The sequence below is a fragment of the Allobosea sp. genome (assembly GCF_030694325.1).
Lineage (GTDB): Bacteria > Pseudomonadota > Alphaproteobacteria > Rhizobiales > Beijerinckiaceae > Allobosea.
Genome location: NZ_JAUXYO010000080.1, coordinates 1 through 11,811 on the forward strand (window position 1 = coordinate 1; position 11,811 = coordinate 11,811).

General features: G+C 64.0%; 12 protein-coding genes and 1 pseudogene. 4 read left to right on the forward strand and 9 right to left on the reverse strand.

Annotation, left to right across the window (positions count from 1 at the left end; translation table 11 throughout):
* From Q8M82_RS04570 to Q8M82_RS04580, 3 genes are all read right to left on the reverse strand, one after another.
* On the reverse strand, positions 1–661 hold a 661-nt coding region (locus Q8M82_RS04570), incomplete at its 3' end, for a hypothetical protein (protein ID WP_305690198.1).
* 55 nt (positions 662–716) lie between these two features.
* Complete coding sequence (locus Q8M82_RS04575; protein ID WP_305690199.1) at positions 717–1,526, reverse strand: RNA methyltransferase; 810 nt, start codon at positions 1,524–1,526, stop codon at positions 717–719.
* Positions 1,527–1,608: 82 nt separating this feature from the next.
* A complete protein-coding gene (locus Q8M82_RS04580; RefSeq protein ID WP_305690200.1) occupies positions 1,609–2,748 on the reverse strand; it encodes a dipeptidase in 1,140 nt (379 codons plus the stop codon).
* Positions 2,749–3,198: 450 nt separating this feature from the next.
* Between Q8M82_RS04580 and rpsD the strand changes: the two genes are divergently transcribed.
* Together rpsD and Q8M82_RS04590 are read left to right on the forward strand one after the other, a co-directional pair.
* Positions 3,199–3,816: a 30S ribosomal protein S4 gene (gene rpsD / locus Q8M82_RS04585; RefSeq protein WP_066734351.1), complete on the forward strand. Its 618-nt coding sequence runs from the start codon at positions 3,199–3,201 to the stop codon at positions 3,814–3,816.
* A 173-nt stretch (positions 3,817–3,989) separates the two neighbouring features.
* Positions 3,990–4,505, forward strand: a complete 516-nt coding sequence (locus tag Q8M82_RS04590) for a DUF488 domain-containing protein (RefSeq protein ID WP_305690201.1) — start codon at positions 3,990–3,992, stop codon at positions 4,503–4,505.
* 768 nt (positions 4,506–5,273) lie between these two features.
* On the opposite strand, the gene Q8M82_RS04595 is transcribed toward Q8M82_RS04590, so the two are convergent.
* The gene (locus Q8M82_RS04595) at positions 5,274–5,537 is read right to left on the reverse strand and encodes a hypothetical protein (protein ID WP_305690202.1); all 264 of its coding nucleotides are present in this window, start codon (positions 5,535–5,537) and stop codon (positions 5,274–5,276) included.
* A gap of 667 nt (positions 5,538–6,204) precedes the next feature.
* Here Q8M82_RS04595 and Q8M82_RS04600 point away from each other — a divergent pair.
* Positions 6,205–6,414, forward strand: coding sequence for a sunset domain-containing protein (locus Q8M82_RS04600; RefSeq protein ID WP_305690203.1), 210 nt, complete (start codon positions 6,205–6,207; stop codon positions 6,412–6,414).
* A gap of 449 nt (positions 6,415–6,863) precedes the next feature.
* On the opposite strand, the gene Q8M82_RS23475 is transcribed toward Q8M82_RS04600, so the two are convergent.
* The 4 genes from Q8M82_RS23475 to Q8M82_RS04615 form a co-directional block, all read right to left on the reverse strand.
* A complete protein-coding gene (locus Q8M82_RS23475) occupies positions 6,864–7,220 on the reverse strand; it encodes an HNH endonuclease (protein WP_465248068.1) in 357 nt (118 codons plus the stop codon).
* Between the two features lie 356 nt (positions 7,221–7,576).
* Positions 7,577–7,966, reverse strand: a complete 390-nt coding sequence (locus tag Q8M82_RS04605) for a hypothetical protein (protein ID WP_305690204.1) — start codon at positions 7,964–7,966, stop codon at positions 7,577–7,579.
* Positions 7,967–8,008: 42 nt separating this feature from the next.
* Entirely contained in the window at positions 8,009–8,311 is a 303-nt protein-coding gene (locus tag Q8M82_RS04610) for a MarR family winged helix-turn-helix transcriptional regulator (protein WP_305690205.1), read from the reverse strand.
* Positions 8,312–8,439: 128 nt separating this feature from the next.
* Positions 8,440–8,823, reverse strand: coding sequence for a hypothetical protein (locus Q8M82_RS04615; RefSeq protein ID WP_305690206.1), 384 nt, complete (start codon positions 8,821–8,823; stop codon positions 8,440–8,442).
* Positions 8,824–9,069: 246 nt separating this feature from the next.
* Between Q8M82_RS04615 and Q8M82_RS04620 the strand changes: the two genes are divergently transcribed.
* Positions 9,070–10,236, forward strand: coding sequence for a lysozyme inhibitor LprI family protein (locus tag Q8M82_RS04620; protein ID WP_305690207.1), 1,167 nt, complete (start codon positions 9,070–9,072; stop codon positions 10,234–10,236).
* Between the two features lie 863 nt (positions 10,237–11,099).
* Here the strand turns inward: Q8M82_RS04620 and istB are convergent.
* Positions 11,100–11,696: pseudogene (istB, locus tag Q8M82_RS04625) on the reverse strand (IS21-like element helper ATPase IstB); the annotation flags it as partial.
* Positions 11,697–11,811 lie beyond the last annotated feature (115 nt).

The following is an 11,811-nucleotide window of genomic DNA, read 5'->3' on the forward strand; positions in this document are numbered from 1 at the left end:
GCCAACCCTGCCAACGATCCGGGCAGCCATCATCACCAAGCTCAAACGGCCGCCTCCAACGCGATGTCCGCATTGTCGATGCTGGCTCATTCCTAAAAATCTGCCAAAGTAGTGCTAGGTCCCTCTCCATCCTGCTGATTGAGAAATCACCCGTTGGGTTGAAATCAAAAAACAGCGCGAACCGCCAGCCTTCTCGAAAGATGCAGACGACGCGATCATCCTTGGCGATCTCCACGAGCGGGAACGACATCGCCACAACGTCAGCAACGTCCGTTTCAAAAATGGGCGCCCCGGCGACAACAGCACGTTTCGCCATAATGTTGAGATTTATTGCAGCGGCATCCAGCCAGAGATCTGCACTATTGTCGGGATGAATGACGAGCAGGATATGGCTGGAACGGGTCAGCACGACGTGCCGGCTTGCCTCCCGAGCGCGATACTCAATGTGGTCAGTCAATCCCTCAACAATACGGTGAAAAAGTCTATCATCCGACGTAAGCTGAAGTCGTGTCCAAACTTTGATTGTTCGCGCATCGCGGACCGTTTCGCCAGCCACGCCGTTAAGCTGCAAGCCTGTCAGCTTGACCGGCTCGCCGATGTTTCCGGCAATATTGCCCAGCGCTGGCCCGTCGGCCAATGACCCGCTAGTAGATCGGTCCAAGATACCTCTCCCACAAGGCAACGCGGGTAAGCTACGATGAATCCGTGCTTGCTCGCTACGCCCCCTCGCCCGCCTTCGCCGCCCCCCGCCGCCGCGGCCCCTCGGTCAGCGACTTGAACACGCCGCGCAGCGTCCGCGCCTCCTGCTCCGTCATCGCCAGCCGGTGCAGGATGTCGCGCAGATTGGCGGTCATGATCTGCTTCTTGCCGGGCGGGAAGAAGCCGCATTGGTCGAGCTCGCCTTCGAGATAGTCGAACATCGACAGGACGGTGGCCCGCGTCGCCGGCGGCGAGGGGTTGTTCTCGCGGAAGGGCGGCTCGCCCCCGGTCGCCTTGAACCACTCATAGCCGACGAGCAGCACCGCCTGGGCGAGGTTGAGCGAGGCGAAAGCCGGGTTGACCGGAAAGGTCAGGATCGCGTCGGCAAACGAGATCTCCTCATTGGTCAGCCCGATCCGCTCGCGCCCGAACAGGATGCCGACGCGCTCCGTGCTCGCGATCCGCTGCGCCAGCGGAGCCATCGCCTCCGCCGGCGTGACCACGCGCTTCATCTGGCCGCGCTCGCGCGCCGTCGTCGCCAGCACGAAGTTCAGATCGGCGATCGCCTCCGCCGCGCTGGGGAAGAGCCTGGCGTTCTCCAGGATATGCGTCGCGCCCGAGGCCGCCGAGGTCGCGCCCTTCTTCAAACCACCGCCGCTCGGCCAGCCATCGCGCGGCGCCACCAGCCGCATCTCGGAGAGGCCGAAATTCGCCATGGCCCGCGCGCACATGCCGATATTCTCGGCCATCTGCGGCTCGACCAGGATGATGACCGGGGCCGGAGCCGTGGCAGGGGGACGCGTGCGGTCGGTGCCGGAACCGGTCATGCTCTGTCTCGTCGTCGCCTGCGGGGCGCAGGCCTTGACCGCGGCCATCGCGCCAAGCGGGCGCGCGGTCAAGCTCTGCCCCTCAGCCCGCCGCCGCCTCGACCGCCCGCAGCACCCGCAGCGTATTGCCGCCGGCGAGCTTTTCGAGATCGGCTTCCGACCAGCCGCGCCGGATCAGCTCCGCTACGAGCGCCGGGAACACGCTGGTATCCTCCAGCCCGTCGGGGTTGATCCAGCCGAAGAAATCCGAGCCGATGCCGACATGGTCGTGGCCGACGCGCTTCGCCAGATAGTCGAGATGGTCGCAATATTGCGCCAGCGTCGCCTTCGGCTTCGGCCCCGCCTTGGCTGCGATCTCGGCCTCGATCTGCACATGGTCGACCCCTTCCGGCGACTTGCCGTACTGGTCCTTGGCCGGACGGTGCCAGTCGCGCGCGGCCTGGCTGATGAAGTCCGGCACGAAGGTCGCCATCACCACCCCGCCATTGCCGGCGACCCGGTCGAGCACGTCGTCGGGCACGTTGCGCGGATGGTCGCAAAGCGAGAACGCGTTCGAATGCGACCAGACCACCGGCGCCCGCGTCACGTCGAGCACATCATGCATCACCTTGGGCGAGACATGGGCGAGGTCGACGACCATGCCGAGTGTGTTCATCCGGCCGATCACCTGCTGGCCGAAGGCGCTGAGCCCATTGTTGCGGGGCGCGTCGGTGGCGGAATCGCACCAGTCATGGCTGTCGTTGTGGCACAGCGTCATCAGCCGGATGCCGAGGTCGAAATAGGCGTCGAGCGCGTCGAGCTCGCCGTCGAGCGCCGTGCCGTTCTCGATCGTCATGAACAGCGCGATGCGCCCCTCGGTCTTCGCCGCCATCACGTCGGCGGCGCTGAGGCCCGGCCTGAAGACGTCGGCATGGCGCTTCAGGATGTCGCGCATCAGCGCGATCTGCGCGAGCGCAAAGCCGGCGGGCTTGGGGTGCTTGGGCGGGACATAGGCCGCGAAGAACTGCGCCGCGAGCTTGCCGGCCTGCATCCGCGGGATGTCGGTGTCGCCCTTCTCGTGGACCTTCGTCAGGTCGTAGAGGCCGACATCGCCCTTCGCCGTGCGGTCGAGCCGGATGACGTAAGGAAGGTCGTTATGCCCGTCGATCAGCGGCGCGCGGTCGAGCAGCGCGAGCGCGGCGGCATAGGCATTGTCCTGGACGGGCGGTGTGGCGAGGGCCATGGCGGTACCTTCAGTCGGAATCGAGCGGGCCGGATCGTGGCAGGTCGCAGGCCCCCGCGCGAGGGCAGCGCGCGCAGGGGCGTCATGTATCAGGACATCCACTCCCCCTCCCCATCTCCTCCCCGTCATCCTGGACTTCGCGCAGCGAAGGCCGGGATCCATCGAAGGGCGCCGAGCCCTTCGATGGATCCCGGTCGACCTGCGGTCGCCCAGGATGACGCGTGAGGGAGGCGGGCTACGGCGAGACAACGGCCACCACCCGCCGCTCCGGGTTTGACAAACCCCGCCCTCCGTGGTTCTAAGCCGGCGTCGCGCGGGCCCAAAAGGCCCGCGTGGCTTTTTCCGCACCCGTGATCCGCTTTCTTCGGAAGCCGGATCTGTCGCTCCCGCCCCATGCGGGAGAGCAGGAGGGCGCGGTCCTCAACTCGCGAACTCACGAGGACACGCGATATGTCGAAGCGCCATGAGGCGAAATACAAGATTGACCGCCGCCTCGGTCAGAACATCTGGGGCCGCCCGAAATCCCCGGTCAACCGCCGCGAATACGGTCCCGGCCAGCACGGCCAGCGCCGCAAGGGCAAGCCGTCCGACTTCGGCACGCAGCTGCGCGCCAAGCAGAAGCTGAAGGGCTATTACGGCTCGATCTCCGAGAAGCAGTTCCGCCGCTACTACGCCGAGGCGATCCGCCTCAAGGGCGACTCGGGCGAGAACCTGATCGGCCTGCTCGAGCGCCGCCTGGACGCCGTGATCTACCGCGCCAAGTTCGTGCCGACGGTCTTCGCCGCCCGTCAGTTCGTCAACCATGGCCACATCACGGTCAACGGCAAGCGCGTCAACATCGCCTCCTACCAGGTCAAGCCGGGTGACGTCGTCGCGGTCAAGGAGAGCTCGCGCCAGCTCGCCATCGTGCTCGAATCGGCCCAGCTCGCCGAGCGCGACGTGCCGGATTATCTCGACGTCGACCACGGCAAGTCGACCGCCACCTACACCCGCACGCCGACACTGACGGACGTGCCCTATGCGGTGCAGATGGAACCGAACCTGGTCATCGAGTTCTACTCGCGCTGAGCAGGCTGGAGCGGATCAAAAAATCCGTTTTCGTTCAGACACTTGGGAGAGGGCGATCGATTGCCCTCCCCCACATCTACCCCCACAGGTTATACCCCACATGAGGGTACGGTGGATTTGGCCGTCCTCCGCCCTGCCCCACGACGCCCCCGCCACAGAGCGACACCCCCGCCATGGCAGTCGTCTACACCATTGGATACGAGGGAACCGACATCGATCGGTTCGTCCAGACGCTCCAGCACGTGGGTGTTGAAGTTCTTGCCGATGTCCGCGCTGTCACGGTGTCACGGAAAAAGGGCTTCTCCAAGAACGGGCTCCGCGAGCGCCTCAACGCGGCCGGGATCGCTTACCTTCACTTCCCCGAGCTGGGCGACCCCAAGCCGGGCCGAGAGGCTGCGAGAGAGGGCCGCATCGCTGACTTTCAGCGCATTTATGGCGAACACCTTGGACGCGCGGAAGCACAGTCCGATCTCATTTCTCTCGGCGAAGTTGTGGACGGCAGATCAACCTGCTTGATGTGTTTTGAGCGAGACCCGAAAGTCTGCCACCGGACTATCGTAGCGAAGGCCCTTGCAGAACGCGGGGCTGCGATCTTCGACCTCTTCGGAGACGAGCCGGGCAGGTACGTGCGCCATGCCTCAAAGCTGCCGAACGGCAATCCTCGTCAAGGCCCTTCCGCAGCCGAGTAGCCGGTATGGCGAGACCGTGTGCTGTGCTGGCGTTACCGAGGCAGGCGAGTGGAAGCGTCTCTACCCCGTGAGGTTCCGACACCTAACCGGCGACAGCGCATTCAAACGGTGGGATTTCGTCACGTTCGATTATCGTAGACCGAAGTCCGACATCAGAGCCGAGAGCTGCCACGTCCACGAAGAGAGCATTCGAGTAGACGGGGCACTCGATAAGAAGGAGCGAGTTCGCCTCCTAACGCCGCTGATCTTGGGTTCTGCGGAGGCGGCGATGGCAAAGGGTCAATCTCTCGCATTGATCCGCCCACGCAACACGCGGTTCCGTTCGAAACGCAAGCCTGCTGGCGTGATCGATGCAGAGCGGGCGGCATTCGACCGCGCGGCGCGGCAGATGGGCATGTTTGATGAACAGCTCGCGGCTATCGAACCCTCGCCCTACCACTTCAGTTTCTCTTTCGATGATGACGCCGGCTCCCACACTTACACGTGCGGCGATTGGGAGGCCCACACGATGTTCTGGAGAGAGGCCAAACGGACCAGCGCAAGCGATGCGCTGAAGTGGATGGACGAGAAATTCAACGAGGAGTACCCGAAAGCCGGCATGGCCTTCGCCATCGGCAATCAGGCAAAGAGGCCCCCGCACCTGGCAGTTGCTGGGGGTACTGCGGCTCGACGTGCAGCGACAGCCCGACCTGTTTGGCTGATGCGGCGGCCGAGTGCTCTCGCGAGCCGGCCGCTTAAAGTGCAGTCTGACTGCACCGGTCGGGAGGCCTATTGCAGCCTTCCGGCCTGCCCCCGTTCGTCCCGGTCAATCTCCGCAAGCAGCCTGTCGAGCCGGTCCTGTAGCGCGGCCCCGTCCAGCAGCGCCTCGTCATAGGCTTCCATCCGGCGGAGCAAGAACGTCTCTTCAGGGGACAGCATACCGGCCTCTCGCTTGCCCCTCAGGTGGGCCAAGCCCTGTTCGATAAGGGGCTGTCGGGCGGCGGCATCATTGGCTGGAAGGTCCGACGGAAGGGGTCCCGAGCGGTCACGCATGGGGCAGGTCCAGTGCATTGCGCGGGAGACCTATCGCAGCCATGAGGTCACCTACCGACACTCCCGCAGTCGCGGCCGTTTCCACCAGCCGACTTCGCGCAGCTCCGCGCTCGGCCTCGTTGCCTCCGTTCGAGAAGAAACAATGCAGCTTCCTCGCACGGGCCTTCACCATGGGGGTCAAGCCTGTCGGTGGGCGCTCCACCGGCCGGAAGACGACGCGGGGCTGCTCGGGACGGTTGATCTGCGAGCCGGGATTGTCGGTCGGGCGGGAGCTAACGGCGGTGCTAACAGGGGTGCTAACGCGCTCTGCGGTGCTAACAGCCGGGCGGGAGCTAACGGCCGATTGAGTGCGGGCTCGTGCTCTCCGCTCGCGCATCAGCTCGCGCATGTAGTCCCTGCGCCTGTCGCGCCGGGTCTGGGGGTCTGCATAAGGCATCTGAGGTTTCCTTGGGTGCTAACAAAAAAGACCCCGCCTGCACTGAGGCACGACGGGGCTGTTGGATTGATTTGCTCGGATCGCCGTAACTGGCCTGAAACGCCTGCCGTGTACGGTGTCGGCATGAGGCAAGGTCGGTTTCGACAGCGGCGCAGGGCGCCAGCATGGCGGAGGTGGATTGCCCGCCCCCGCAACGCCGTCTTTGTTGCTGGGCTGGTGCTGGCGGGCGGCATGGCGCTCTACAGAACGCCTTTGCAATCGGCGCTTTCGCCTAACTGCACCATTCGCGGCAACATCAGCGACGGTAGCGGCGAGCGCATCTATCACCTGCCGGGCCAACGCTATTACGGTGACGTCAGCATCAAGCCTTGGCGGGGCGAGCGGTGGTTCTGTTCCGAGGCTGAGGCCATAGCGGCGGGATGGCGCCGGGCGCAGGTGTAGCTACACGCCCGGTGAGCCGGCGGCCGCAACTGCCGCTACGCACATGCTGCCACCTCCGGAGACCGGGCGCGGAGTTCTGCCGGGAGTGCTCTGTATCGGCGGAAGACGGGACCTTCGCGGTCGTTCTCAGAGACCGTGAGCTGGGCAGCAGCGCCTACGGTGCAGCGGAGGTCAACGGTGTTGCTACCCTCGCGGGTCATTTCGAGCGGCGTCGAGGGGTCCACACCGTCCCGCATGAGGACGCGGGCGGCGGAGAGAAACGGGGTGTCTGTGGTGCACAGGAGACGGGAGCCGAGAGACGCGCGGAAGCGCCCCCTCCCGGCTGGAGAGATGGTGATGACCATGGATAGCAGTTTCTTGCTGTTGCGTGGCGACCAAGAACGGCCGTCGTCGCGTCAGCGGTAGGGTTGCCAAGGCTGGGGACGGAACGGCCGTTTTCGGCGGGAGGGTTACAGGGGCCGGTGATGGCCCGTGAGGGGCGGGATTGAGTGCCGCGTGATGGGAACCGTGAAGAGGTTCTCGCGGCGGAGATCGAGGCCGTTCCGGTTCTTGTGTCGGACGGCGTGTCCCTCGGGAGCGTTCACGATAAGGCGGGCGATGCGCTGCGTGTTGAGCGGCGGGCAAGCGGCCCGGACCATGCGACCGCTGAAGGACCAGTTGGGGGAGACCCCAAGGGCCATGAGGGTGTCATAATCGTCGGCGTCGAGGATGGCATGGGCGTTGATCGAAGCGAGAGGGACGCGCACGACGGGGCGCCCCCGGTCATCGACCCCGCGCTGCGGAGGACGAAGGGGTTCGTAGCTCATTTGGTGTTGGATTGCTGGTGCTCGGGGTTAGACGGATAATAGGACAGACAAGGTGCAGCTTCCGCCGGCACGGCGAGCTGAGACCTCCGACCTCCCTCCCCCAATCAACATCATAAGGAGGTTGTTCTTGGAGGATGTAGATGGGGTGTTCCACTCAGAGGGCACTGAGGATGCTCTTCAGAGGGACATTCTAAGAGGACCTTAGAAGGGGTCTTTAAGGCTGGGAGTGGGGGGTATTTGAACGAGGGTCTATTCCCAGGGTGAAGGTGGGGGGTAATTGGGTGTAGCACTACTGCACCGTTATCGCCGCCATTGCAGCGGTACTGCACCTGTCGCCATCGGTGCAGTCACTGCACTTATCTCGCTGTCTTCGCCTCCAGCGCCCACGCGCGGGCCGCCTCTGCGGGATTGGTGAAGTCCGGCAGGGCTGGCTGAAGCTGGCTCTTGCGGAACGCCGTGAAGACCCGGATGACCTCGGCGCGGACGGCCTTGGCCCGCTCGGTGCGGGACAGGAGGCAGACCAGAAGGGCCTGCTCTTCGTTGAGGTAGTAGGCGGTGAAGTGCTGGCCCCGCGACTTGCCTGCGGTGCAGGACAGTGGGCCGAAGCCCTCAAGCTCGGCGCGGTTCGGGAGGATGACGTTCTGCCGGACCATCGCCGGCTTCGCCATGCCCAGCGCCTCGGCCAGATCGGTGTCGAGAACGCGGGGCTCTTCGTTGATGGTGGTCAGGGTGATGATGTCGCCCATGATGGGTGCTCCTAAGTAGGACGGAGGGCCGCGCCCGTTCCCTCATAGCCCGGCGACAATCCTCCGCACGACGCGGTGCCCCTGATCCGTCAGCATGAGGACGTGGACGCGCCTATCTATGGTGTCTTCGGTGGCGCTGACGAGGCCCCGACCCGATAAGCCTTCGACGATGCGGGAGGCGCTCGACTTCCCGATGTTCGTTCGTGCGGCGATTTCACGCTGGCTGAGGCCGGGGTATCTCGCGATGAGCAGCAGCACGTGCGCCACCTGCATCGGCAGCTCGGGGTCGATCTTTCGCAGTTCCTCGACAATCGCGATGGCTTTGGTGAGCGGGGCTTCAGGCATGGTGCGGGTTCATCCTTTGGCTTGTTAAGGTGTAGGTGGGGGCTATTGCCCGGCGGCACGCGCGGGACCGCCCACAAAGATAAAGCCCCGCAGAGGGGGCTTTCAGGTGTCGCTGTTGGCCGCCGTGGTCAGGCCCTGCAGCTTCGATCATCGTGCTCGGCGACGATCTTTGCCCAGTCCGTCCCCAGCATCGCGCGGGCGTCCAATGCCGCCGACCTTTCGCCCGCCTTGTAGAGCCGCGCGGTGTACTCCTGCTGCGGGTTGTAGGACCGTGAGCTGCTGCCAGTAATCGTGTAGGCATCAAAGCCGCGTCGGATTGTCTCGACTGCGATGCGTTTGGCCGCGATCTTCCGGGCGGCCTCCAAGTCGCATTCGCCATGGGCCGCGACGGTGACCTGTATGGTGTCCGTAGCGAGCGGCACGACGGTCTGTGTGGTCGAGCACGCCGAGACGATGAGCGCAGCGCCGGTGATGCTCAGCGCCGGGAGCCATTTGGTCGCCGTCAGCATCATGCTCGGGACGCCTTCGGAAGCACTGCAAGAGCCACCAGCATGGCCCCTACTGTCAGGAGAGGGAGGGCCGCCATGATGCCTGCCCCACGCATACCGCTGGCATGAACTTCCCAACGGCCGAGCCATGCGGTGGCTTCGCCAGAGGCGCGGTCGAGGGACACGCGGAAGCCGTGAGAGTGGCCCCAACGGGCAGCGTGAGCGGAGCCGATGAGGGGCAGCGAAAGGTAACCTGAGCGCAGTGTCGTCATGGTCTCTGTCCAAGGCCGGGATTGGCCGTGGCAGATTGGTGCCGTGCCGGGGGCGGGAGCGTCCAATGACAAAGTGGAATCGATCCGGGGCGATGGATTCCGTTCTGTGATGTTCCCCGCGCTTGGCTTTCAACGCGGCAGGCCGGATGACATCATGGTCCGGTTGGAGCGGGCGGACACACGGGACAAGAGTATGGCGGCTGAAACGAAGGAACGCCTCAAGCGGATCGCCGAATGGCAAGCACGGATGGGCCGCCCCCGTTATCAGCACGAAGCCTACGCGGCTCTGGTTGAACTGCTGGTTCTCTGCGCAGAAATGAACAAAGATAAAATCTCGGCAGATCGCGAGCTTCTGTTTGACGTGTTTGCTTTACGCGCCATTGCTAACATTGAAGTCTACGTCAGGTTGAGGCTGAAAGAATTGATCGACAGCGGATCGCCATACATTGAAAATGCTGGAAAGCTCGCGGACAAAATCAAAATCGACCACTTGATAGCCAGCTCCCTTCAGAGAAGAACGATCACTGTCGGCGATCTCATCTCGTACGAAGTTCCGATTGGGTCACCTTGGGATTTGGTGCGGCATTTCGATACTGTCTTTGGAGGAGGATTTAAGCGGGCCTTGGTCGAGGCGAAGGGGCCAAGCGCCGAAGAGGAGCCTCCAGAGGAGCAGACGCCGATTATCAGTGACTTCGAGAGGCTATTTGGGAACCTCAGTCGCCTCTTCGAGATACGCCACAAATTGGCACACGAAGCCGGAAGGGAGCAGGTTTACGCTCGTGAGGAACTCCCCGAGCTGCTGAGCGCGGCCGCGATCTATGTCGCCGCATGCGATGAAGTCATTGGCTTCCGCCTTCACGGGCCGCAGCCGCACACGCAATCGGGACTTAACGCACGGAGCGCAGAACTCCTCGCTGAGGCTGAACAACAGCTCGCCACTGAAATCGGCAGGGCAAAGGCGTCCGGCAACGTTGACCCCGACGAATTTGATGAGACGCAGGCTGCGTGGAAGGAATTTGCGACGAAAGAGGCGTCTCTACACGCGACCCTCGTATCTGGCGGGTCAATGGAGCCGATGGTTTATGCTGACACCCTGACCGACCTGACTAAGACCCGGCTGGAGCAGATCAAGTGGTGGGCGGATTTGGAGGAGGGCGACACCTAAACCGGCTGCGACAGCTCGACCAGCGCGAGCCGCCCCAGCGTAGGCGCATCGGGGCGCTTCGGCGGCCTTCACGTTCTCCGGCAGGGACGGCTTTTCAACTCCCCCCGCCCACCCTACCGGGGAAGCGGCGAAGGGCCTGTAGGGTCCGACCCGCGCACCGGGGAATGGGGTTTGGCGCTGAACGGCGGCTCCCGACCCTTAGCGGACCCTGCCACCAGCAAAAACGCTCCCACAACCCGACACGATAGTTGAGCTCGGCCTGCCTCTGCGGCTGGGTAGGTCTCCAACGTTCTGCGTGTGGGCGTAATCTATAGGCATGCATCCAAAGACGGTTGCCCCAGAACCAGTGTGCGCCCAACTTTCATGTATCTCGCTTTGGTCGATCCACAGCTGACCAATTGGCGGTCCCTCGATCGGATGCGCCGGTGGCGGAGATCCTTCCACGCATCCGAATTCGCGAAGTCTCGGGCAGGTCGATGCCGGCATAATCCCGCTGACCGTTGCCATCACGATGGGCGGATCGAGCGACAGAAGCAGGTATGTGCGCTGGTTTTGGCTTCGCTGCGGAACGATGAACCCACGAGCAATGTAGCGACCGAAATCGTGGGGAGGTCGGGCCACGACCTGACAGCCATCGGTCCAGGCGATGCACTGCCGCTCGTCCATGAAATGGAGGACGCAGCGGACCGACGCGCAAGTGTATTGCGACCCGGTGCCGTCTCGGAAGATCGGCTTAGCGGGCTGCTCTGCCGCTGACGGGACAACCAGGAGCAAAAGAGCAATCAACGAAAACCTGCTGTCCAGCGACATTCGGAACTGACCCCTTTCCGTCATGAAGAACTGACCCCCATGCCGTTTGCCCTTCAGGCGGTTGCGGGTTGATGCGTCGCAGTGGCCTTTTGCAAAAGGCCACTGCGACGCTTTTCGCGGAGCCGATAGCTGTCTCCGCGGATGGTGATGACGTGGCTGTGGTGGAGCAGCCGATCGAGGATGGCAGTCGCGACGACGGGATCGCCGAAGACCGAGCCCCATTCTCCGACGGCCCGGTTGGAGGTCACGAGCATGGCGCCGCGCTCGTAGCGGCGGCTGACGAGCTGGAAGAACAGATGCGCGGCGTCGGGCTCGAACGGCAGATAGCCGAGCTCGTCAACAATCAGCAGTTTCGGCTTGGCGTAGTGGGTGAGCTTTTCCTCGAGCCGCCCTTCGCCGTGGGCCTTGGCCAGTTGCGCGACCAGCGTCGTCGCCGGCGTGAACAGGACCGAGTAGCCGGTGACGATGGCTTCGCGCCCGAGCGCGACAGCCAGATGGGTCTTGCCCACGCCGGGCGGGCCCAGGAGCAGCACCGCCTCGCCATTGGCGATGAAGCGACCCGTCGCGATCTCGCGGATCTGTGCCTTGTCGAGGGAAGGCTGGGCCCCGAAGTCGAAGCCGGTGAGGTCGTGTCCCTGCTGGTGGTGTAGCTTCGCGGAGCCACCTCGGTGCCGGCTTGGCCGGGCTGGTCAGGCGGCCACGGCTGGCAGGCTGACGATGGGATCATCGCTGATCGGCGCGATGCTTTCCAGCGTGATGTAGCGG